Annotated in this window: 19 protein-coding genes; 13 read left to right on the forward strand and 6 right to left on the reverse strand. The window is 65.4% G+C overall.

The genetic code is table 11. From position 1 onward, the window contains the following. Positions 1-11 precede the first annotated feature (11 nt). Positions 12-1,214 (forward strand): lactonase family protein, encoded by a 1,203-nt coding sequence (locus NLI01S_RS00225; RefSeq protein ID WP_067597184.1) that lies wholly within the window; start codon positions 12-14, stop codon positions 1,212-1,214. A 120-nt stretch (positions 1,215-1,334) separates the two neighbouring features. On the opposite strand, the gene NLI01S_RS00230 is transcribed toward NLI01S_RS00225, so the two are convergent. Beyond that, entirely contained in the window at positions 1,335-2,315 is a 981-nt protein-coding gene (locus NLI01S_RS00230) for a hypothetical protein (protein ID WP_067597186.1), read from the reverse strand. Positions 2,316-2,466: 151 nt separating this feature from the next. Between NLI01S_RS00230 and NLI01S_RS00235 the strand changes: the two genes are divergently transcribed. The 5 genes from NLI01S_RS00235 to NLI01S_RS26165 all read left to right on the forward strand — a co-directional run bounded on the left by NLI01S_RS00235 (position 2,467) and on the right by NLI01S_RS26165 (position 9,311). Then, positions 2,467-2,796, forward strand: coding sequence for a hypothetical protein (locus tag NLI01S_RS00235; protein ID WP_067597188.1), 330 nt, complete (start codon positions 2,467-2,469; stop codon positions 2,794-2,796). Positions 2,797-2,808: 12 nt separating this feature from the next. Further along, on the forward strand, positions 2,809-3,198 hold the full coding sequence (locus tag NLI01S_RS00240; protein WP_067597190.1) for a hypothetical protein: 390 nt from the start codon (positions 2,809-2,811) through the stop codon (positions 3,196-3,198). A 195-nt stretch (positions 3,199-3,393) separates the two neighbouring features. After that, positions 3,394-5,493 (forward strand): AIPR family protein, encoded by a 2,100-nt coding sequence (locus tag NLI01S_RS00245; RefSeq protein ID WP_067597191.1) that lies wholly within the window; start codon positions 3,394-3,396, stop codon positions 5,491-5,493. Positions 5,494-5,653: 160 nt separating this feature from the next. After that, positions 5,654-8,116 (forward strand): type I restriction-modification system subunit M, encoded by a 2,463-nt coding sequence (locus NLI01S_RS00250; RefSeq protein WP_067597193.1) that lies wholly within the window; start codon positions 5,654-5,656, stop codon positions 8,114-8,116. After that, positions 8,109-9,311 carry a restriction endonuclease subunit S gene (locus NLI01S_RS26165; protein ID WP_084392185.1) on the forward strand — a complete coding sequence of 401 codons (1,203 nt, stop codon included), beginning with the start codon at positions 8,109-8,111 and terminating at the stop codon, positions 9,309-9,311. Before NLI01S_RS00250 ends, NLI01S_RS26165 begins: the two co-directional genes overlap by 8 nt. Before the next feature lie 64 nt (positions 9,312-9,375). Here NLI01S_RS26165 and NLI01S_RS00260 read toward each other — a convergent pair whose 3' ends face one another. Genes NLI01S_RS00260 through NLI01S_RS00270 form a run of 3 tightly spaced genes read right to left on the reverse strand, consistent with a single transcriptional unit; the run spans position 9,376 to position 10,363 of the window. Further along, a complete protein-coding gene (locus NLI01S_RS00260) occupies positions 9,376-9,660 on the reverse strand; it encodes a hypothetical protein (RefSeq protein ID WP_067597197.1) in 285 nt (94 codons plus the stop codon). Beyond that, the gene (locus tag NLI01S_RS00265; protein WP_067597200.1) at positions 9,657-9,911 is read right to left on the reverse strand and encodes a hypothetical protein; all 255 of its coding nucleotides are present in this window, start codon (positions 9,909-9,911) and stop codon (positions 9,657-9,659) included. Before NLI01S_RS00265 ends, NLI01S_RS00260 begins: the two co-directional genes overlap by 4 nt. After that, positions 9,908-10,363, reverse strand: coding sequence for an ATP-binding protein (locus NLI01S_RS00270; protein WP_067597202.1), 456 nt, complete (start codon positions 10,361-10,363; stop codon positions 9,908-9,910). Before NLI01S_RS00270 ends, NLI01S_RS00265 begins: the two co-directional genes overlap by 4 nt. A gap of 202 nt (positions 10,364-10,565) precedes the next feature. Between NLI01S_RS00270 and NLI01S_RS00275 the strand changes: the two genes are divergently transcribed. From NLI01S_RS00275 to NLI01S_RS00280, 3 genes are all read left to right on the forward strand, one after another. After that, positions 10,566-11,402: a helix-turn-helix domain-containing protein gene (locus tag NLI01S_RS00275; RefSeq protein WP_084392217.1), complete on the forward strand. Its 837-nt coding sequence runs from the start codon at positions 10,566-10,568 to the stop codon at positions 11,400-11,402. Then, positions 11,383-11,637 (forward strand): DUF397 domain-containing protein, encoded by a 255-nt coding sequence (locus NLI01S_RS24900; RefSeq protein ID WP_084392187.1) that lies wholly within the window; start codon positions 11,383-11,385, stop codon positions 11,635-11,637. Before NLI01S_RS00275 ends, NLI01S_RS24900 begins: the two co-directional genes overlap by 20 nt. Before the next feature lie 128 nt (positions 11,638-11,765). Next, the gene (locus tag NLI01S_RS00280; protein WP_084392188.1) at positions 11,766-15,188 is read left to right on the forward strand and encodes a type I restriction endonuclease subunit R; all 3,423 of its coding nucleotides are present in this window, start codon (positions 11,766-11,768) and stop codon (positions 15,186-15,188) included. A 25-nt stretch (positions 15,189-15,213) separates the two neighbouring features. On the opposite strand, the gene NLI01S_RS00285 is transcribed toward NLI01S_RS00280, so the two are convergent. Continuing rightward, positions 15,214-15,939 (reverse strand): M48 family metallopeptidase, encoded by a 726-nt coding sequence (locus tag NLI01S_RS00285; RefSeq protein ID WP_067597209.1) that lies wholly within the window; start codon positions 15,937-15,939, stop codon positions 15,214-15,216. Positions 15,940-16,232: 293 nt separating this feature from the next. Between NLI01S_RS00285 and NLI01S_RS00290 the strand changes: the two genes are divergently transcribed. The 4 genes from NLI01S_RS00290 to NLI01S_RS00305 all read left to right on the forward strand — a co-directional run bounded on the left by NLI01S_RS00290 (position 16,233) and on the right by NLI01S_RS00305 (position 20,782). Then, entirely contained in the window at positions 16,233-17,171 is a 939-nt protein-coding gene (locus tag NLI01S_RS00290; RefSeq protein WP_263363262.1) for an NAD(P)-dependent alcohol dehydrogenase, read from the forward strand. 275 nt (positions 17,172-17,446) lie between these two features. Continuing rightward, a complete protein-coding gene (locus NLI01S_RS00295) occupies positions 17,447-18,838 on the forward strand; it encodes a glucose-6-phosphate dehydrogenase (protein WP_067597211.1) in 1,392 nt (463 codons plus the stop codon). Further along, positions 18,835-20,244 (forward strand): sugar porter family MFS transporter, encoded by a 1,410-nt coding sequence (locus NLI01S_RS00300; RefSeq protein ID WP_067597213.1) that lies wholly within the window; start codon positions 18,835-18,837, stop codon positions 20,242-20,244. The genes NLI01S_RS00295 and NLI01S_RS00300 overlap by 4 nt, the downstream gene beginning before the upstream one ends. A 106-nt stretch (positions 20,245-20,350) precedes the next feature. Then, positions 20,351-20,782, forward strand: coding sequence for a cupin domain-containing protein (locus NLI01S_RS00305; RefSeq protein ID WP_067597214.1), 432 nt, complete (start codon positions 20,351-20,353; stop codon positions 20,780-20,782). Between the two features lie 106 nt (positions 20,783-20,888). Here NLI01S_RS00305 and NLI01S_RS00310 read toward each other — a convergent pair whose 3' ends face one another. Continuing rightward, the gene (locus NLI01S_RS00310) at positions 20,889-22,124 is read right to left on the reverse strand and encodes a hypothetical protein (protein ID WP_067597215.1); all 1,236 of its coding nucleotides are present in this window, start codon (positions 22,122-22,124) and stop codon (positions 20,889-20,891) included. Positions 22,125-22,182: the final 58 nt, after the last annotated feature.

Consider the following 22,182-nt stretch of genomic DNA (forward strand, 5'->3'; position numbering starts at 1 on the left):
CGAGGCACCCTGTGGACGCACCACGACGGCTCCTGCTCGTGGGGACCTACACCCCCGACTCCGAACCGCCGGGGGAGGGGCGAGGCGTACACCGGATCTGGTTCGACCCCCGGACCGGCGAGATGACCGACGGCGGAATCGCCGCCCGCACCACCGGCCCCTCCTTCCTCGCCTACCGGCCCGAACCGCCCACGGTGTACGCGGTCAACGAGCGCGCCGAGGGCACCCTCACCGCCTTCCGGCCGCACGGTGACGCCTCCCTCACCGAGATCGGCTCCGTGCCCACCGGCGGCGGCTCCCCCTGCCACGTGCGCTACCTGGGCCCGCACCAGGTGGCCGTCACCAACTACGCCAACGGCGTGGTCACCCTCGTCGCCACCGCCGAGGACGGTGGCCCCACCGGCGACACCCTCGAATTCACCCATCAGGGCACCGGCCCCGTCACCGAACGCCAGGAAGGTCCGCACGCGCACAGCAGCGCCGTGGCCCTGGACTCCTTCGAACCCGGCAACCGCTACCTGCTCGCCGCCGACCTCGGCACGGACGAACTGCGCGTCTACCACTACAGCCCGGTCCCCGAACAGCTCACCGAAGAGGCCCCCGAGCCTGGCGAGAACGCCTTCCCGGGCGTGCCCCTGCCACCCGGCACCGGGCCCCGCCACATGGTGGTCAACGGCGACCACGTGTACGTCGCGGGCGAACTCGACTCCCGCGTGCACGTCGTCCGCTGGGACGGGGTGTCCGGCAGCGGCGAACACCTGGGCTCGGTCACCGCCACCGCCCACGAGGCGGCCGGGAAGAACTTCCCCGCCGAGATCGCCCTGCACCGGCTCAAGGTCGAGGGTCGTGAGATCGCCGAGGGGGACGCGTTGCCCCCGACCAGCACCTACGAGGGGCGCGTGTACGTCTCCAACCGGGGCGCCGACGCCATCTCCACGTTCGCGGTCCGGGACGGAGGTGCCCGTCTGGAGCACCTCGCGGACACCCTCGTGGGGGCCTGGCCCCGCCACTTCACCGTGGTCAGAGGCCATCGCGACGAGCCCGACCACCTGGTCGCCGCCGCCCAGAACGGCGACGAGCTGATGTCGTTGCTCATCGACCCCGACACCGGCGTTCCCCAGGACACCGGCCACCGCCTGGCCGTCTCGGCCCCCGTCTGCGTCCTGCCCATCCCCCTCAAGCGCATCCGCCGCGCCGAGTCCGGCCAGGCCTGAGAACACGGCCCCGCGCCCCCATGACCCTCGCCGGGCACCGTGTCACTCGGTGGCCGGGGTCCGCTCCGTGGACCAGGGCATGGGGGCGCCGTGTCGCGCCGCCTTGAGCAGCGCGACCGCTCACACCTCGTTGACGGCTCTGCCTCGGTAACCGATGGGGCCCTCGCCGACCCGCTGGTAATAGCCGAGGAAGCCTGTCCGATCCTCCTCGAAGGCGACCGAACCGGAGTTCTCCCGCTGGTCGCGCCAGGTGATCCGCTCCACCGGGGCGTCACCATCCTCGACCATCAGCCGCAGCTCCCCCGAGTTGTGCCAACGCTCGCCCCAGTGCTCTTCGGTGCGGAAGCGGTGCACGGTGGCCTCCTCCGTCCCCTCCGGGTAGGCCAGGCGCTGTTCCAGGTCACCCCGGTACTCGCTCAGCAGGCCATCGGCCGAGCGGTGGTAGCCGTGGAAGTCACCCAGTGCCGACTGGAAGCTGATCGCCGCCTCGGCTCCGTCGGCGTCGCGCCAGGAGAGCTGAGCGATCGGTGCCTTCTCACCCCGGTCGACGTACACCAGCAGCCGCTCGGCGGTTTCCCACTGTTGCTGTGGCCCCTGCGTGGAATGGACCCGCTTGCGGGTGGTGTAGCGAAGCACCGAGCGCCGGTCGGCGGCGGCGAGCATCGCGCGAACCGAGCGGTCGCGTTCGTCGATGGAGTCGACGCTGATCCGGTACAGCCACAGCATCGTTCGAGCGTCCGTGCCGCTGCGCACCGTCACCACGTTGGGGCCGTCCGTTCGCAGCCACCCGCCGGGAACCGCGAAGTCGAGGTCCTGGGGCAGGTCGCCGCCGCCGGGGATGGTCAGGCGCGAGGCCACCGGTTCGCCGTTGACCAGCACGGTCAGCGGGGCATGCCCCGGGGAGCCCCCGTTCTTGGAGACGAGCGCGGTCACCCGCAGGACGCCTTCGACGATCTGCTCGTCCAGGTAGAAGGTGAGATCGACCGAGCCTGCGGCGTCCAGCGTCATCTTGCTTCCGCCGAACCGGGCGTTCTCGCGGTCCACCTGAGCGTTGGCCACCCGGGCGGGACTGGCGGTGAGGTCGGCGTAGGTCGGTTCCATGGGGACTCCTGGAGGAGGCCGCGGAGCTTCCCGGGAAGGGGGATGGGAGGAGATGGGGACGGGAAGCCCAACGGTGATGGTCGGAGGGTCACGCGGAGCGTACCGGAGGCATATGACAGACCCGACTTGCTCGAACGCCTCGAAGGGAACGATGGATCACTGCGCGAGGATCCCTCATACCGACGCACTGGTCGGCGCCATCCACATGGCCTCTTCGGATATGGAGGCCCAGGTGGAGTGGCTGCGGGTCTCTGGTTCCCATTTTGATGAGTTCGACTTCCCCGAAGGTGTGGAGGAAGGAATCCTGGACGTCTTGGAGAGGGTGGACGAGTTGACGGAGGTGCACGGACTGGGACGTTTGGATGTTCCCCCGCCCTTTGCTCTTTCCTCCTCGGGGTGGGGCGAGGTCCGGGGTTCGGCGAAGGCCCTGCGCATGCTCATATGGGAATCGCAGTGGTCTGGCCTCGTGACCGATGGATGAATCGAGGAGGCCTTGAAGGTGGTACCGGGCCGCGTGGTAGGTCATGTCGTCCAGAAGATCGAGTACGCCTACGTGCTGATCGAGGCCGAGGGGGTCGGGGAGGAAGCGGATCACGGTGACTGGGACTCGGAAGTCAGTGCCGCGCATGCGATCGCGGGTTCTGTCGCCATCGCCGTCCGTGCCCCGATCGAGGGCGAGGTCGACGTGAGGGTCCTGCGTGCTGTTCCGCAGGAGGAACTGCTGCCGCTGCTTGTGTTCGCGGGGAGATTGGAGAGCCCCGGCGGTGGATTCGTGATCTGCGACCCGCTGAACACCTTTCGGATCGAGTTCGTCTCTTCCGGGACATTCGAGGTCAGGGTGGACGACCACCAGGCCGCCGAGGTGCAGGTGTTGCTCGGATGAAGGTGGTGCCCCTCGGCTGCGCGACCTCGGGTTTCGATCGCGCACTCCCGGGGTTCATGGTGCTTGCCGGCGAATCCGCCTGCCTGTGGCGTGGCGGGAAAGGTCGCTGCTGCGGTGCCCCCGTTGGAAGACCGCACGCTTCTAAGGTGGTGAAACTCCCCAGGTCCTTACGGGCACAGGGATAGGATTTCGCCTATGGCCACCCCCATTGCCGTTCGGCACGTCAAGAACGCCATCCGCCGGTACTTCGCGGACTCGATCAACTTCAGTGACGCCCCTGGTAATTCCCTCCTGGATGAAGAACCCTCCTCCACTGCACTCACCAGAGGGCTGGCCGCGCTGGCCGTGGCGAAGCTCTCCGGCTGTGAACTGGACGAGGCCGGAGCCTCCGTTATCGATGGCACGGACGATGGCGGGATCGACGCCGTCCATGTCGACAGCAGCCGGAGCCGGTTGTGGTTGGTCCAGTCCAAGTGGAGGGCCAAGGGGAACGCCACGCTCAACTCCGAAGCCGTGTTGAAGTTCTGGGAGGGCGTCGGTCAGATCCTGTCCACCGAGGTGGTCGACTTCAACGAGCGCTTCCAGAAGAAGTGGCCCGACGTCCTCGACGCGATCGAGAACCCGTCGGTCAAGATCACCGTCGTCATGGCACTCCTCGGTGATGATCCGGTCCACGAGAACATCAAGCGTAAGAACGACCAGCATGTCCACAAGCATGGTGTTGACACCATCGACGTCGAATACCTGCACTTGAGCGACTTCCACCAGATCGTCAAGACCGGGATCGATCGTGCCCGGGTGGACCTGGACGTGATGGTCGACCGATGCAGCGAGTACGAGGGCCCCTATCCCGCCTACTTCGGCATGGTCCCGGTCGGGCAGATCAAGGACTGGTACGAGGACCACGGTGATCGGCTCTTCGACCGCAACATCCGTCGATCGCTCGGCGTCACCGGGGTCAACCAGGAACTCATCGAGACCCTTAAATCCGAACCAGAACACTTCTGGTACTTCAACAACGGCATCACCGTGCTTGCGGACTCGGTACACAGGGGTGTGAAGTACAAGGGGGTCCCCGGAGGCAGCGGTCAATTGACGGTGGAGGGCGCCAGCATCGTCAACGGAGCCCAGACCGTCACCGCCATCCACCGTGCCGTCCGAGAGGACCCAAAGGTGGGGGAGCGCGCTCAGGTAGCGGTCCGTTTCATCTCCCTGGGTGAACAGGACGACGACTTCGGCGAGCGCGTCACCACCGCGACCAACACCCAGAACCAGGTGGAGCGACGCGACTTCGTGGCGCTGGACAAGGTCCAAGCCGAACTCCGGGACGACCTGGCGCTGACCCTGGGCAAGACCTACGCGCTCAAGCGGGGTGAGCAGATCATCCCCTCGCAGGACGTCGGTTGCACGGTTCGTGAGGCCACGCTGGCGCTCCTGTGCGCCGAGGCGCGCCCCGAATGGGTGGCCAGGGCCAAGGAGAACGAGGACGTTCTGTGGGGACCGGCGGCGGATCCCCTGTACAAGCGTCTCTTCGGCCCCGAACCCACCAGTGCGCGGGTTTGGAACAGTGTCCGCCTGTTCCGGGTGGCCCAAGAACGGTTGAAGTTCCTCGCCGATCAGCGGGAGGGGCGTGGCTCGGCCATCGCCGAACAAGGTCGGCTGTTCATCACCCACATGGTGTTCCAGAACACCGACACCAGCGAGATCGGTGACCTGGACTCGGACTGGGACACCGAGCTGGAGAATGCGGCCGAGTCCGTTGAACTTCTTCTGGACCTGACGATCCACTACGTGGACACGCTCTTCGGTAACACCAGCTATCCGCTCACCACCTTCAAGAACCCGGAGCGTTGCGAGCGGCTGAGTGAACACGTGCTCACCCACCTGGAGACCGGCCAGGCCGTGTCCCCAGAGGTACGAGCGGCCTACACTAAGCCTAAGAAGCAGCGCAAACCGCGCATGGTGAGCACTCTGGTAGACGCAGGCGCGATCGCGGAGGGCACCACCCTGGTGTTCGAGCCGCAGAGCGGGCCGCAGCGCAAGGGCATGCGCGCCTGGCTGGAGGAAGTGCCCGAACGGCGGTACGCCACGTGGGTCAATGACCGATCGCATCCGCTCTTGTGGGCCTGGGATGGTCAGCGGTACGCCCCGAGCACCCTGTCCTTGCGGATGATCCAGGAGGCCATGGGTAGCAAGGCACCCAAGGCCGTGCAGGGCCCCAAGCTCTGGTTCGTCCAGGGTGAGGGGTCCCTGGTGGAGTTGGCGGAGCAGGTTCTGCGCGGCGAGGCGGAGTAGCCGGGTTCCGACCGGCCGGCCCGGAGCCGAGGGGCGGGGAGGTCGTGGCCCGGCCTCCCCCGAAGCCGTTGATTCGGTCTTGTCCGAGCCCGCTCCTAAGCTGGGTTTCTCGCGTCGATGGGATCTGGAAACCAACGCGAACACTTCAAGAGGGGACCCTGTGGTCACGCACGTCAAACTCACCTTGCCCCAGCTGGAACGGCACCTGTTCTCGGCGGCCGACATCCTGCGCGGGAGGATGGACGCCTCCGAGTACAAGGAGTACATCTTCGGGATGTTGTTCCTGAAGCGTGCTTCGGACGAGTTCGTCGAACAGCAGGCCCAGGTGGTCCAAGAGCTCGTGGAGGATGGCCACACCCCTGAGGAGGCCGAGGAACTCAAGGAGGATCCCGTCTTCTACGACGGGGTGTTCTTCGTGCCGAAGGAGGCGCGCTGGGAGCGCCTTCGGAACAAGGTGCACACCAACGTCGGTAGCGAGCTGAACAAGGCGTTGGAGGCGTTGGAGGGCGCCAACCCCGAGCTGGAGGGCGTGGTCCAGCACATCGACTTCAACGCCACCATCGGCAAGACCCGGCTGTCGGACCGCTCCCTCCGAGACCTGATCCAACACTTCAACAAGCACAGCCTGCGTGACGCCGACTTCGAGTTCCCCGACCTGCTCGGCGCCGCCTACGAGTACCTCATCGGCCGGTTCGCCGACTCGGCGGGCAAGCGTGGTGGTGAGTTCTACACCCCGCGCCCGGTGGTGCGGATGATGGCTCAGCTCGTGGACCCGACCGAGGGTGAGAGCGTCTACGACCCGACCGCCGGTTCGGGCGGAATGCTCATCATGGCCAAGCAGCACATGGAGGAACAGGGTCGTAACCCCGACGACTTGAAGCTTGCCGGCCAGGAGCTCAACGGTGGTTCGTGGTCCATCTCCAAGATGAACCTGCTGCTGCACGGCATCCCCGACGCCGACCTGGAGAACGACGACACCCTCATCAACCCCCGACACGTCAGTGACGGCAAGCTGGACCGGTTCGAGGTGGTACTGGCCAACCCTCCGTTCTCCCAGGTGTTCAAGGGGGAGGAAGCGCAGTTCGCCGACGCTCGGTATCGCTGGGGGAGGGTCAAGGACGACTCCAAGAAGGCCGACCTGATGTTCCTCCAGCATATGGTGGCGGTGCTGACCGAGGGGAGTGGCAGGGGCGCCACCGTCATGCCGCACGGTGTGCTTTTCCGGGGTGGTGAGGAACGCCAGATCCGCACCGAACTCGTGCGAGACGACTGCATCGAGGCGGTCATCGGTCTGGCGCCCAACCTGTTCTATGGGACGGGTATCCCGGCGTGCGTGATCGTCTTCCGGGCCCCGCGCAGCAAGCCGGCCCAGCGTAAGGACAAGGTGTTGTTCATCAACGCCGACCGGGAGTTCAAAGCGGGCAAGGCACAGAACCACCTGCTGCCCGAGCACACCGAAAAGGTCCTGTACGCCTACGAGAACTTCGCCGAGATCCCCGGATACTCGCGGGTGGTGGACCTGGAGGAGTTGAAGGATAACGACTTCAACTTCAACATCCGCCGGTACGTGGACAACGCCCCGCCGCCGGAGCCACAGGACGTCTACGCCCACCTGCATGGTGGGGTGCCCGAAGCGGAGATCGAGGCGAAGGCCGAGGACTTCGCGCGCATCGGCTTCAGCGTGGAGCACACGCTCATTCCACGTTCGGAAGGTAGCGATGGGGAACACGGGCCCTACCGGGACTTCGCGGCGGGATTGACCCGGGGGAATCTGGCCGCCCAGGTGTCCGGGGACATGGGTGTGCACGCCAAGCGCGCCGAGCTGTTCAAGGCCTTGGATGAGTGGTGGCAGCGCCAGGGTGAGTTGGTAGTGGCATTGCCGGAGACCAAGCACCTGATGAAGGTGCGCCGGGAGCTGATCAACAGCTTCGTCGAAGCTCTGGAGCCGGTGGGATCGCTGGACCGGTTCGAGACCACTGGTGTGGTCGTGCGCTGGTGGGATGGGATCCAGTACGACATGCGGACCCTCGCGGCGAACGGGTTCGGTGGGGTGCTGGATGGCTGGATCACCAATATCGAGGATGGCCTGGAGGCGGCTCCGCCCAAGGATCCGGCCGAGCATCCGCTGGTGAAGGTGTTGCTTCCTGGGTACCTGGAGAAGCTGTCCGAAGCCGAGCAAGAGGCGTCGAAGCTGGACGCCCAGATCAAGGCCGCGACCCCAGAACCGGTCGAGAGTGATGACGAGGCTGGGGACGAGGGAAGCGCAGGGGGAGGCGCGAAGAACTCGACGGCGGTGAGTGAGGCCGAGCTGAAGAACTTCAAGAAGCGGCGCACCGAAGCGAAAAAGAAGGTCAAGACCCTGCGTGAGGACTTGATCGCGGCGCTGAAGATGGAGCGTCAGGGGATGGGACACGAGAGGGAGCGTGCCTATGTTCTGGACTTCGCCGAGCGGGAATTGGCGGGAGAGCTCCAAGAGTACTCCGACCAACAGCGGCGCGTGGTGGTGGGTGATTTGGAGAACTGGTGGGACAAATACCAGACTTCACTGGAGCAGATCGAGGGTCGCCAGGAGAAGGCTGAGGCCAAGCTGAACGGTTTCCTAAAGGAGCTTGGGTATGTCTGACTCTTTGAAATATGTTCCATTTTCTGAGCTGGCCCATGTCAATCCTGGTACTCAGCTTCCAGCTCGGGGGGAATGTACTTTCCTGAGTATGTCTGACGTTACAGATGATGGGAAAGTATCGTCCTCTCAGGTGAGGGATGTTCGAGGGTCTGGTGGATATACTCCCTTTCGGGACCAGGATATTCTTTTCGCGAAAATCACCCCTTGTATGGAGAACGGTAAGGGTGCTCTAGTAGAGAATCTGGTTTCCGGGTGTGGGTTTGGGAGTACAGAATTTCATGTCCTTCGAGCTGGTGGGCTCTCTGATAGTCGATTTATTGCGCAGTGGGCGCAGTCTCGCCTGTTGAGGCAAAAAGCCGAAGCCTTCATGGTTGGATCTGCTGGGCAGCGGCGAGTTCCTTCAGCTTTCTTCTCGCACTTCAATGTCCCATTCCTGAGCCTGGCAGAGCAGCGACGAATTGCTGATTTGCTTGATGCTATGGATGAGTCTATCGGTGCTTCTTCTGATTGTCTTAAAAAGCTCTCTCTGGCTAAAGATGGATTGGTGTCATATCTGTTCTTTGATGTTCTGGATGGCAGGCGTGGGCCTTTGATTGGAGTTGCCGATGTGGCCAGTGGTGTCACCTTAGGAGGGTCGATTGTAGGGGTGGGGGGAAAATTTCCATGTATCACAGTAGCCAACGTTCAAGATGGCCACTTGGACCTGAATGAAGTGAAGGAAATATTCCTTCCTGCCAGTGCTGCGGCGAGGTACACTCTTCGTCCTGGTGACTTTCTGATGACTGAAGGTGGTGATTTTGATAAGTTGGGTCGTGGTACGGTTTGGCGGGGTGAAATTGAAGATTGCCTGTATCAGAATCACATTTTCAGGATCAGGTGTGATCAAAGTCGAATGCTTCCCGAATTTTTGTCGATATATTCTGCTTCCTGGTATGGGAAAAACTATTTCCGGCTAGCATCGAAGCAGAGTACAAACTTGGCTTCGATCAACTCGACCCAAGTTAAGTCCTTCCCTGTCCCGTTGGTCTCTCTAGAAGAACAGCGGCGCATCGTTTCGATCGTTCAGGCACACGATGAGCGGATCGCGGCGGAGAAGGCTCGGCTGGAGAAGCTGCGCAAGCTGAAGGCTGGGCTGATGGATGACCTGCTCACCGGGCGGGTGCGTGTGAACCAGCTTGACGAACTTCCCGTGTGACTCCCAGGGTCGGGACACAGGGGCGTGGCCCGGGATGGGATCCCGGGCCACGGTGGGTGTGTGGTCAGCGGAACGGGTTCATTCGGTGGGTGCGGTCAGGTCGTCGCCAGGGGGAGAAGCGCCGAGGGGTGGGCACCTTGGCCGGGTACCTGCTCGGCTGGATTCGTTCGATCTCCTTGGTCAGCGTCTGTGCGCTGTCGCCACTGACCAGCACCATCAGGCCCGTGTGCGCCGCCCAGTACTGGCCGGTGGAGTCTCCGTGCCAGATGGTCCAGCCCCGCTTTCGGAAGGTGGCCCGAAGCCGGCACAGGTGGTTCGCCACGGGGACATCCAAAGTGTCCAGGGTCATTTCCGACCACCGTCCTCACCCATGTGGGTCTCGTCCGTCGCGAGGATGGTGAGAGCTCGCCTCAACTCCTCCGGGCTCGCTGTCACGACCAGCTCGGGCCGGCCGTTGGCGTTGGTTCGGGTGCTGGTCGCGGTGAAGCAAGGCTTTCCGGGTTCCCCGCTCAACTCGCAGATGAGGAAGTCGGGGAACTCCGCGCGCAGGCGCAGGACGGTTTCACTGGGCCGCAGGTGGTAGCCGGTCAAGGTGATCACCGCTCCCAACGGAGCTCGAAGAACATGCCGGGGCCACGGCCCGACTCGAAGCGTCCCCACCGGGAGGCGAGGGCGTTCACCAGGAACAGCCCGCGTCCGTGTTCGGCGTCGGGGTCGGGGTCCGCTATATGGAACTTGGGGGAGCGGCCCTGTGCGTCTCGGACTTCCACGCGGAGGCGTTCGGGGGAGAAGAACACTCGGACGAAGTAGTCTCCGCCGGTGGTGTCGTGGGTCGGGTCCAGGGCGTGCAGTACCTGGTTGGTCGCCAGCTCCGAGAGCAGGAGCAGCGCGGTGTCGCTGATTTCCTCGGGAACACCGACGATCTTCAGGCGTCGGCTGAGCCAGTCGCGGGCCTGGGTGACGCTTGAGTGCTCTCCGGAGAACCGGAAGGAGCAGCGGCGCAGCGGGATCCGCTGGCGCTTGGCAGCAATGGGAACGATACGGTTGACCATGAGTCCTCGCCTGCTATCTCAGGTTGTGGGCTAAGGCCCTGGTTCGGTGTTAGCGCACCGGATCAGGGCCGTCTTTGTGTGGCGGCCGGCCTCACCTGGTCACGGTTGCACGCCCAATGCTTAAAAGTCTCGTTCGGCCAGCAGAAGTAGCGAGTTGTGGAAAAGTGCAGTATCGAGTGTTCGCTTGTGGTCAACTGTGGTCATGGCGAGTGGCAAAAAGACGGTCTCTAGGTCCGCATTAGTCCGATTTGGTAGTGAATTGCAGAGGCTGCGCAAGACGGCAGATCTCTCTCAGCGTGAGTTGGCCAAGGCCACGCTGATCTCGCATCAGATGCTGGGTGCGGTTGAGCGTGCTGAACGTGTGCCACGAAAAGGTTTCGCTGCGAAGGCAGACGAGGTACTCAGCGCGCGCGGTGGACTCCTACGCCTATGGCCTGGTGACCAGGATGGGTACCCCCAGGGCTTCAAGGAGTATGTGGAGCTCGAACAAGACGCCGAAAGCATCCAAGACTTTCAGACTCAGGTCGTGCCCGGTTTCTTTCAAACTCCGGACTATGCGCGCGCAGTGATCGGTGCGAGCTGGCCGCCGATCGCAGAGCAAGAACTGGAGCGGCTACTGGATACTCGGGTGAGTCGTCAGACCATGTTGGAGCGGGAACAGCCGACTTTGGTCTGGTCGGTCCTTGATGAGAGTGTGCTTCGGCGTCCAATGGGAGACCGAGAGATCATGGGTGGCCAACTGGATCGGTTGGTGGAACTGGCGAGTAAGTCGTACGTTCGTCTCCAAGTTCTACCCTTCGCGAAGGGGGCGCACGCGGCCCTGGATGGTGCGTTCACTGTCCTGGAGTTGGGTGATGGTGAACGGTGGGCTTACTCTGAGACGCCGGGTGCTGGTCGCGTGACCGCTGGCACTGCGGAAGTGGAACAATACGTTCTGCGATTCGGGGTTCTGCGTTCGCTGGCACTCTCGCCAGATGAATCTGTTGACTTCATTTCCCGCTACAAGGAGGCGCACAGCCATGGCATCAACCCCTTCTGACTGGAGTAGGTCCAGCTATAGCGGTAACCGGGGCGACTGCGTCGAGGTCGCCCTGAACTGGCGTAAGTCCAGCTACAGCGGTAACCAGGGAGGCCACTGCGTCGAGATCGCGGACACCTCACACCATGTCCATGTTCGTGACACGCAGAACCGCTCCCTGGGTCACCTCACCTTCACCCCCTCCACCTGGACCACTCTCCTGAGTGCCCTGCGTGAAGGCTCAGCCACCCAGTAGTCTCTGGCTATCGAGTTCGGGCCCTCGAAAGCCCGAAACGGCGGGCGTTTGTCGTCACCGTCCGGCAGAATCTGGGCAACATGGACATGTCGCCCGCACGCTGAGACGCCTGTGACGAAAGGTGCCCGATGCACACCCCCGAGGGCCCATCCCCACACTCCTCCGGTCCGCAGCAGCCCGGAAGTCGCTCCGCCGGAGACCGACCAACCGGCAAGCAACCCACCGGACCCGAGTGGGAGCTGGCCGAGAAACCCCTCATCGACCAGCTCACCACCATGGGGTGGACCCTCGGGGAAAGCGACGCGCGCTCTTCCTTCACCCAGACACTCCTCGAACTCCCGCTCCGCGCCGCCCTGCGGCGGATCAACCTCGACGACAATGGCGACGAATGGCTCGATGAGGGCCGCATCGATCAAGCCATCAGTTCGCTCAGCCGCCCCCAGGCGCGCACGCTCATCGAGATCAACGAGGAACTGACCGGCCGTCTCCTCGTCGGCACCCAGGTCGACGGGGTGGAAGGCTGGAACGGCGGTCGCCGGCAGACCGTCCGGTTCATCGACTTCGACGACGTCGACAACAACGACTTTCGCGTCGTGCGCGGCTTCGTCCTGGACGGCCCCGGTGCCCCCGGAACCGACCGGATCATTCCTGACCTGGTCCTCTTCGTCAACGGCGTCCCCCTGGTCGTCATCGAGGCCAAGTCCCCCAACGTCGCCAACCCCATGGCCACCGCCATCGATCAGCTGCGCCGCTACGCCAACCAGCGCGACGACGTTCGCGCGAGCGAAGGCAACGAGAAGCTCTTCCACACCAACCAGTTCGTCATCGCCGCGCACGGCACCAACGCCCGCGCGGCCGGGTTCACCGCCGGCCCCGAACACTTCATGGAGTGGAAGACCACCGAACCCGCCACCCCCGAGCAGGTCGCCGCCGAACTCGACCTCACCGGCCCCGACGCCGCCAAGGACATCAACGGCCAACAGACCCTGGTCGCCGGGATGCTGCGCCCCTCGATCCTGCTCGACCTGGTCCGGCACTTCACCCTGTTCATGGAAACGGACACCAGCCGGGTCAAGGTCGTGGCCCGCTACCAGCAGTACCGGGCCGTCCACCGCGCCATCGAGCGCATGGCCACCCGACCCAACCGGCTCCAGCACGGCGAGATGGACCAGCGTGGCGGCATCGTCTGGCACACCCAGGGCTCCGGCAAGAGTCTGACCATGGTGTTCCTGGTCCGGGCCATGCGCTCACACCCCGCGCTGACCGCGTTCAAGATCATCGTGGTCACCGACCGCACCCAGCTCCAGGACCAGCTGTCGGCGACCATGGCGCTCACCGGTGAGAGCACCGAGACCATCGCCAAGGTCAAGGAGCTCGAATCCACCCTGGCCATCCCCGGCAAGGGCCTGTACTTCGCGATGATCCACAAGTACCAGGCCAAGGCCACCGAGAACCCGGGCGGCGGTGTCTCCGACGGCGGTGTGTCCGAGGACGAGTCGGCCGAGGAAACCGACTCGACCAAGCCCAAGAAGGAGATCGTCCCCCAGCTGGACGTGGCCGACGACTCCAGCGAGGTCCTGGTCCTGGTCGACGAGGCACACCGTTCCCAGGGCTCCCAACTGCACGCCAACCTGATGGGCGCCCTGCCCAACGCCGTACGCGTCGGGTTCACCGGCACACCCATCATCCTGGGCGACAAGGAACGCTTCACCAGCAAGATCTTCGGCGCCTTCATCGACTCCTACACGATCAAGCAGTCCGAAGCCGACGGCGCCACCGTGCCGATCCTCTATGAGGGCCGCACCACCAAGGCGCACGTGCGCGACGGCAACGACCTCGACGAACTGTTCCCCAGCATCATCGACGCCACCCCCGAACAGCTCGAAGAGATCAAACGCCGCTACGCCACCAAGAACAACGTCCTGGAAGCCGAGGCGATGATCGCCGCCAAGGCCGCCAGCATGCTCCGGCACTACGTGGACGTTATCCTGCCCAACGGCTTCAAGGCCCAGGTCGTGGCGGTCTCCCGCAAGGCGGCCGTCCGCTATCAGGCCGCGCTCATCGCCGCCCGCGACGCCCTGGTCGCCGAGATCGACGCCCTGCCCGACGAACTGCGTACCCCCGAGGCCGCCGAGGACGCCGAAGCCCACGGGGCGGCCACGGCCCGACTCATCCGTGCCTTGCCCTATCGGGACCTCATCGCCCGGCTGGACGCCGCCGCCGTCATCTCCGGCGCTCACAACGACAGCGGTGACTGGAAGGAGGCGAGCAAGGACTGGACCAACGAGACCAAGCACCGCAGCCGCATCCGTGAGTTCAAGAAATCCCTACCGCTCGGGACCGATCCCCACCCCGAGCGGACCAGCCCGCTCGCCTTCCTCGTGGTCAACTCCATGCTGCTGACCGGATTCGACGCACCCAACGAACAGATCCTCTACCTGGACCGGCACATCAAGGAGGCCGAACTCCTCCAAGCCATCGCCCGGGTCAACCGCACCGCCAAGGGCAAGAGGGTCGGCTACGTCATCGACTACTACGGGGTCGCCGAACACCTCAAGACCGCGCTGGCCGCCTACGCCGCCGAGGACGTCGAGGGTGCCCTGAGCAGCGTCCGCAGCGAAGTGCCCCTCCTACGCGAGCGGCACGAGCGGGTGCGCAAGATCTTCACCATCCACGGGCTGGAGGAGTTCGACACCGAAGGGAAGCGGGAGAAGTGCGTCCAGCTCTTGGCGGACGAGTCTCGACGCCGTGAGTTCCGGGGTGCGCTCAAGGACTTCAACCGCAGCCTGGAGACGGTCCTGCCACGGCCCGAGGCCCGCGAGTTCGTCCCCGACGCCAAGTCCTTCGGGGCCATCGCGACCCTGGCCCGCGCCCGCTACCGGGAGGACGACGGGTTCGACCCCTCCCTGTACGGTGCCAAGGTCCGCGACCTCATCGACCAGTACATCCGCGTGCACGACATCCGGACCAAGATCCCGCCCACGGCCATCACCGCGAGCGACTTCGAGAGCAAGGTCGAGGCGTTGTCCTCGGACCGGGCCAAGGCCTCGGAGATGGAACACGCGCTACGCCACCACATCAGCCAGAACCTGGACCAGGACCCCGAGCACTACGGCAAGCTCTCCGAACGCCTCGACGAGATCCTCACCCGGCTGGACGGCAACTGGGCCGCGATGTACGAGGCGTTCCGGGACCTGCACACCGATGTGAAGGAGGGCCGGCAGGCCGACGACACCGGCCTGGACCCCAACACCGAAGCGCCCTTCTACGACCTGATCGTCACGACCATGCGGGACGAGGAGACGGGAGAGCCCGCCGGGGACCTGCGCGAGGTGCTGGTCGACTTCAGCCGGCGGGCCAGTCGTGACATGCGGGCGGTCATCGCGCTCCGAGGCTACGGCGACATCCCGGGTCAGCGGCTGCGTAAGAAGATGACCCGAGAGCTGATCAAGCTCAAGCTCAACGAGGTCTGGCTCTTCCCCAGGGAGGACGCCAAGAAACTCGGCCCCCGCCTGGTCGATCTCGCGGAGAAGAAGTTCGCCCACGGATGACCGCGAGACGAACCGTCCTGGGAGGTCAGCCCAACCAGGCCTGACCTCCCAGGACGGCGAGTCGCTCCCGCTGACGTTCGTAGTCGGGCATGACGGTGCGTACTCGGTCCCAGAACTCGGGGGAGTGGTCGGGTACCTCCATGTGGGCGAGTTCGTGCACCAGCACGTAGTCCACGATCGTGGGCGGCAATTGCATCAGCGCCCAGTGCAGGTTGAGCCTGCCACCCCTGCCCGCGGACCCCCAGCGGTGCCCCAGGTCGCGCACGCACACCTGCTCGGGGCGCAGACCCATACGCTCACACCAAGGCGTCAGCCGGGGGAGCACCCACCTCTCCGCCCGATCCCGGTACCAGGCCACCAGGGCGCCCGCCGGGTCCGGACCGTTCGCCACCGACGGGTTCATGCGGATCCGACCACCGTTGAAGTGCACGCCGGCGACCTGGTCGGTGACCTTCAACCGGTAGCGGCGGCCCAGGTAGTCGAAGCCCTCACCCGAGACGAACTCGCGCCGAGGTTGGCGTGAGATCAGCACGTCCTTGTCCGCCAACTTGTCCCGGACCCAGTGTCGTTTGCGTCGCACCCACTCCTGGACCCGTGCCCACTCGATGCCCTCGGGGACGTGCAGGATCAGGGATCCGTCCCGATCCACGGTGATACCCGCCGTCTTGCGCCGTGAGGAGACCCGTACCGAGAAGACCAACTCCTCCAGGTGCAGCCGTTCGGGAGGGTGGGTGTTCAGGGTCGCGGGCATGGTGACCAGGCTAGACCACCTCGGGTCACTCGGCGCGTCCTGCGGCCACCGCGTTCACCCTGACGGAGAATGTGCCCGATCTCCCCTTCTCGGGGGACGGACGCAAGAGAGGACTCGGTCATGTCCGAAGCCAGGGCCGCGGTGGTCCATCCCGGTAGTGGCACCTTCACCTGGGAGGACGTCCGCCTGGAGGAACCCCGTCGCGACGAGGTCCTGGTCCGCGTGGTGGGTGTCGGGATCTGCCACACCGACCTGGCCACCCGCGACGAGCACCTGCACACCCCCTGCCCGCCGTGCTCGGCCACGAGGGTTCCGGCGTGGTGGAGGCGGTGGGCGAGGGCGTCACCCACGTCTCGGCCGGCGACAAGGTCCTGCTCTCCTTCAGCTCCTGCGGGAAGTGCCGATCCTGCCGGCACGGACACCCCGCCTACTGCGTCGACTTCCTTTCCCTCAACTTCGACGGCAGGCGCCCCGACGGCACCACCCCGATCGGTTCCACCACGGGTGAGGCGATCGGTGGCCGCTTCTTCGGACAGTCCTCCTTCGCCACGTACTGCGTGGCCCACGCGCGCAGCGTCGTCCCGGTCGAGGCGGCCGACGAGGACGAACTCGCGATGCTGGCGCCGGTGGGTTGCGGGATCCAGACCGGCGTGGGGGCCGTGCTCCACGAACTCGACCCCGGCAGTGGGGACACGGTCGCGATCTTCGGAGCCGGAGCCGTGGGCCTGTCCGCGGTCATGGGTGCCGCGCTCACCCCGGCCGCGAAGATCATCGCCATCGACATCGTGCCCTCCCGTCTGGAACTGGCCCGTGAACTGGGCGCCACCCACACCATCAACGGCAAGGAGGAGGACACCGTCACGCGCGTCGCCGAGATCACCGGCGGCCGGGGACTCACCCACGCCCTGGAGAGCAGTGGGGTACCCGCGCTGCTTCGCCAGGCGGTCGACTCCCTGGCGGTGGGCGACGGTATGGCGGCCGTGGTCGGCGCGCCTCCCGTGGGCACCGACGGCACCTTCGACGTCAACTTCCTGCTCAACGGGCGCACCATTCGTGGGGTGACCGAGGGTGACAGCGACGTTTTCGACTTCATCCCGGAACTGGTCGGGTTGTACCGGGCCGGACGGTTGCCCTTCGACAAGATGGTCCGCCTCTACGACCCGGATCAGATCAACGAGGCCGCCACCGACGCCGCCGAGGGCCGCGTCCTGAAGCCGGTCCTGCGCCTGTGACGCCGACGCCCGTGTGAGCACACGGCGCGGAGCCGGCGACTCGGCGCACTGACGCACTGACGCACACCGGAGGGTGCGCTCGACGAGGTCGCGCGTCCCCCGGTCGCCAAGGTCACGGCGTACACCTTCGGCGGTCCGCCTGGATCGCCTCTTCATCACTATCTCGCGCGAACACCTCGACCTCGGGGCCGGACCGGAGACGGGCACGCCGTTCGCCCGCTCACCGGGCGTCCGGGGCCTGCCGGTCCGGGGTTCGCCGGGTGAACGGGAGACCCATGCAAGACTCGGTGGACGAATCGGTCCAGACCCTGATCATCCTGGGTGCGCAAGGCGACCTCACCCAACGTCTGCTCCTGCCCGGGTTGGGCACCCTGGTCGCCGCCGACGCACTGGGCGACCTCCTCCTCATCGGCAGCGGCCAAGGTGAGGGCACCGACGAACAGTGGCAAGAGACGGTGGCCCGCGCGTTCGCGGACGGGGGTGTGAGCGGGCCCGACGTCGACACCGTCGTACGCAACACGCGCTACGTCCAGGCCGACGCCACCGACGAATCCGACCTGCGTCGACTCCTCGCCCGAGCCCGCGGCCGCGTCACCCTCTACTTCGCGTTGCCGCCCGCCGTCGTGGTCGGGAGCTGCCGGACCCTGGAACGCATCGGCGTCCCCGAGGACACGCGCCTGGTCCTGGAGAAACCCTTCGGTACCGACATGGCCGACGCCGTCGCGCTCAACGAGCTACTCCACGCACTGGTGCCGGAGGAACAGGTCCACCGGGTCGACCACTTCCTCGGTATGACGACGGTGCTCAACATCCTCGGTGTCCGGTTCGCCAACCGGGTGATCGAACCACTGCTCTCCTCCGAGCACGTGGAGTCCGTCGACATCCTCTTCGAGGAGTCCCTGGGACTGGAGGGACGGGCCGGTTTCTACGACGTCACCGGAGCCCTGCGCGACATGGTCCAGAGCCACCTGCTCCAGGTCCTGGCCATGGTGGCCATGGAACCACCCAGCACCCTGGACGCGCGCGACGAACGCGACGCCAAGGCCCGGATCCTGCGGGCCACTCGCGTGTGGCGGGACGATCCGGAGCGGTTCAGCCACCGCGCCCGCTACACCGCCGGCGCCATCGAGGGTCGTTCGATGCCGGCCTACGTGGACGAGGACGGTATCGACCCCGAACGCGGCACCGAGACCCTGTGCGAGGTCGTGTTCGCGGTCCACACCTGGCGGTGGCACGGTGTGCCGTTCCGGATCCGCACCGGCAAGGCGATCGGTTCGCCCCGTCAGGAGATCGTCTTCCGGTTCAAGGCCCCACAACACGTCCCCACCGGCCTCGTCGGTGACCTCGTCGAGAACCGGCTGCGCATCGGTCTGGGCTCTCGCCACATCGGGATGGACCTGAACGTGAACGGCCCGGGAGACCCCTACGACGTCTCACCGGTCACGTTGGCCACCGATTACGATCCCGGTGAACTGCTCGAATACGGCGAGGTGCTCCGAGGAGTGCTCTCCGACGAGATGCCCCTGTCGGTGCGCGGCGACATGTCGGTGGAGTCGTGGCGCATCGTCGAGCCGGTGCTGCGGGCGTGGAACGCCGGCCGGGTCCCCCTCCACCACTACCGGGCCGGAAGTATCGGCGCGGAGATCACGGAGAACCGGGAGCCATGAGTAGCCAACCGTTGAACACCCGTCCCAGGCAGCAGAGCCACTTCGTCGAGCTCACGCCCCAGGGACTCAGGACCGTCCGTAGATGGGCGATCGGGATCACCCTGGGCAGCTTCCTGTTCGGCTTCGACACCGGCATCATCTCCGGAGCGCTGCTCTTCATCCAGGAGGACTTCGAACTCACGTCCTTCCAACAGAGCTCGGCCGTGAGCATCCTGTTGCTCGGTGCCGTCATCGGCGCCCTCGGCTGCGGACGTATCGCCGACCGCTACGGGCGTCGTCCTGTCATGGGCGCCATCGGCGTCGTCTTCTTCGCCGGGATCATGGCCGCGGCTCTGGCCCCCGGCTACTGGGTGCTGTTGGCCGGCCGGTTCGTCATGGGCCTGGCCGTGGGCGGGGTGTCGGCCACGGTGCCGACCTATCTCGGTGAGATGGCGCCGGCGCAGATCCGAGGGCGCATCCTCGGCCTGAACCAGCTGTTCATCTCCGTGGGCCTGCTCGTCTCCTACCTGGTGAACTGGGCCCTGGCCGACGCCGGAATGTGGCGCCTGATGTTCGGGGTCGGCGCCATCCCCGCCGCGCTCCTGTTCATCGCGGCCGTGTGGTTGCCCGAATCGCCCACGTGGCTGATCCGCAACGGCAGGACACAGCGGGCGCGGGAGGTCGTGGACAGCGTCGCCGAACCGGGTGGGGCGGACAAGGTGGTCGCCCGGGTCACCGAGGAACATCGCCAAGAGGAGGAGAGGGCCCGTAGGGGGTCGTCGAGTCTGTTCAAGGGCACGGCTCTGGCGGCGCTCCTGGTCGCCGTGGCCCTGGCCGCGCTCCAGCAGTTCGTGGGGATCAACACGATCCTCTACTACGCGCCGACGATCATGGGTCAGGCCGGGCTGTCGGCGTCGAACGCGATCTACTACTCGGTCTTCATCGGTGTGGTCAACGTCGTCATCACGCTGGTGGCGCTGCGGCTCGTCGACCGGATCGGCCGTCGCCCGCTGCTGCTCATCTCCCTGACCGGTATGTTCGTCTCCATCGGCCTGCTGGGACTGGCATTCAGCGTGGGCATGGCCCCGCTCTTCATGCTCGTGTTCATGATGGCCTACATCCTCTCGTTCGGCGTCGGCATGGGCCCGATCTTCTGGATCCTGCTCGGGGAGCTCTTCCCTACCGACCACCAGGCGACCGGGTCCAGCGTGGGCGCGACGGTGAACTGGCTGGCCAACTTCCTGGTGAGCCTGCTGTTCCTGCCGGTCATCGAACTCATCGGGCAGGGCCCCACGTTCTGGATCTTCGCGGCCATCTGTCTGGTGGGTCTGATCTTCGTGGCCAGGTTCGTCCCGGAGACCCGGAATCGGGACACCGAAACGGTGAGCGCGGACCTGCGGAGGCGGTGGGGATTCTCGGACGGGTGAACCCGGTGGACCCCGGCCGTGCCTTCATGGGTGCTTCACACCCGGGTGCCTAGGGTGAGGCAGGTCGGGAACTGTTCCACGCGTGACCCCAGGAGGCGATGCGGCCGTGAGCGATGACTACACCACCGGGAAGGACCGAGGCGGGAGACCGTTCGTCGTCGACATCGAGGAGGCGAGCGTCGAGAACAGCCACTATCGACGCACGCTGTGGACCGGAGAGCACCTACAGCTCACCGTGATGAGCATCGCCGTGGGCGACGACGTCGGCTTGGAGGTCCATCCGGACAACGATCAGTTCCTCCGGGTGGAGCAGGGGAGTGGACGCACCGAGATGGGGCCGGCCGAGGACGATCTGAACTTCGTTCGGGAGGTCGAGGACGACGACGTCATCATGGTTCCGGCGGGGACCTGGCACAACGTCGTCAACACCGGTGACCGGCCGTTGAAGCTCTACGCGCTCTACGGTCCGCCGGACCACGAGCCCGGCACCGTGCATCCGGCGCACAAGGACGCGGAGAAGGACCCCAACGAGGACTGATCGGGGCACGCCGGGGGCCGACCGGGTCGCCGAGCGCCGGGCCGCTCGCCCATAGTGAGATTCCCTTGTTCGGCGGACCGCAGTCTCCGGCGGTCCGCCGAACGGCTCAGGTCAGACCCACGATCTTCCTGGTGGGTCCCTGCGAGGGATGATCCCTGATCATCACCGCGCCGGGAACCGCTTCGAAGGTGCCGGGGCCTAGGGCCAGATCGCTTTGCGCGAATCCGGTCGTGTTCGAGTAAATGTCTATCTCCACAGGTAGGTTCAGCTCGGCTTCAGCGCCGGTCTCTCCCCAGTTGAACACGGAGATCACCGGACCCTCTTCCGTTTCGGAATCCGCAGTCAGCTTCAGAAACGCACCTTCCAAAGGGAGGAAATGGTGCAGTACCGCACCCACGTCCTCCGCATCGGCAGTGGTGACCTCCCTGATTTCGCCCCTGAACTCACGTGACTCGTAATCCACCAGTGTGCCGCCTTCGGGTGAGTCGTACCGGCGAGCCGCCAGATAGCCGTCGGGAAGCACACGCAGAAAATCGTTGTCGAGTTCGTCGGGGACTTCCTCGGAGATGACTTCTCCTTCTGCGAGGTCGAATACGGTGGTACCACGCAGCGGAGCAAAGGTCTCGTGGACCGCCACCTCACCGGCGGCGGCGTAGCTGTACGATCCCTCGAACTCGAAGTCCTTGCCCGAGTCCAACCGCCAGAGCTCATCGCCGGTGTCCGGATCGAACCCTGTCAACGCCTCATGGCCTTCACCGCAGGAGTGAACAAGCACGACCCGGGTCGGGGTAACCAAGCCCTGCTCGATCTTTAAGAGTCCCTCCCCGGAAGGGCAGGCCGATGGTGTACTGCTCCAGCCATCCCCATGCCCCTCCCACGGCGTGAGTTCGACCGTGATATTCCCACTGTCCTCGGAAGCTGAGACCATGCCGATGTCGGTGACCAAACCGGCCTCTTCCAAGGTCAGGCTCTCTTCGCCGCCATTGCCATGCTCGAACACCTGCAGTTCCTCACCGCTGTCAGTGTCCAGAACTGTGGCCCAGTCGTTAGCGCTCACCACCGTGTGGGACCCGTCAGGGGAGATGGCGACATCGGCGACCGAACCGGCGACCCGGTAGCTCCACAGATGCTCTCCAGTGGCGGGATCGATCCTCGCCGCACCATCACTCAGATGCAGGACGGCCCCGGTAGGGGCGGACAAGATCTCTTCCACACTGCTGTCCTCGGGGGCATTCCAGGTCCAGGACACCTCGGAGACCGAGCTAGGGACCGGGAGCTCGGACAGGCGTCGGTCGGTCGTGTCCTGAACGATCTCGTTGCCGCCGAACGGTTCGCTCTCCACGGGATTGGAGCCAGAAGTGATCGCGCACCCTGACGTCATAAGTACAACCAGGGACACC

It is taken from the genome of Nocardiopsis listeri NBRC 13360, assembly GCF_001570765.1.
GTDB lineage: Bacteria > Actinomycetota > Actinomycetes > Streptosporangiales > Streptosporangiaceae > Nocardiopsis > Nocardiopsis listeri.

Bases quoted from the DNA above. Each gene is read 5' to 3' on its own strand.
- NLI01S_RS00230 (WP_067597186.1), bottom strand. From the start codon at position 2,315: ATGGAACCGACCTACGCCGACCTCACCGCCAGTCCCGCCCGGGTGGCC.
- NLI01S_RS00235 (WP_067597188.1), top strand. From the start codon at position 2,467: ATGGATCACTGCGCGAGGATCCCTCATACCGACGCACTGGTCGGCGCC.
- NLI01S_RS00245 (WP_067597191.1), top strand. From the start codon at position 3,394: ATGGCCACCCCCATTGCCGTTCGGCACGTCAAGAACGCCATCCGCCGG.
- NLI01S_RS26165 (WP_084392185.1), top strand. From the start codon at position 8,109: ATGTCTGACTCTTTGAAATATGTTCCATTTTCTGAGCTGGCCCATGTC.
- NLI01S_RS00260 (WP_067597197.1), bottom strand. From the start codon at position 9,660: ATGACCCTGGACACTTTGGATGTCCCCGTGGCGAACCACCTGTGCCGG.
- NLI01S_RS00270 (WP_067597202.1), bottom strand. From the start codon at position 10,363: ATGGTCAACCGTATCGTTCCCATTGCTGCCAAGCGCCAGCGGATCCCG.
- NLI01S_RS00275 (WP_084392217.1), top strand. From the start codon at position 10,566: ATGGCGAGTGGCAAAAAGACGGTCTCTAGGTCCGCATTAGTCCGATTT.
- NLI01S_RS24900 (WP_084392187.1), top strand. From the start codon at position 11,383: ATGGCATCAACCCCTTCTGACTGGAGTAGGTCCAGCTATAGCGGTAAC.
- NLI01S_RS00280 (WP_084392188.1), top strand. From the start codon at position 11,766: ATGCACACCCCCGAGGGCCCATCCCCACACTCCTCCGGTCCGCAGCAG.
- NLI01S_RS00285 (WP_067597209.1), bottom strand. From the start codon at position 15,939: ATGCCCGCGACCCTGAACACCCACCCTCCCGAACGGCTGCACCTGGAG.
- NLI01S_RS00295 (WP_067597211.1), top strand. From the start codon at position 17,447: ATGCAAGACTCGGTGGACGAATCGGTCCAGACCCTGATCATCCTGGGT.
- NLI01S_RS00300 (WP_067597213.1), top strand. From the start codon at position 18,835: ATGAGTAGCCAACCGTTGAACACCCGTCCCAGGCAGCAGAGCCACTTC.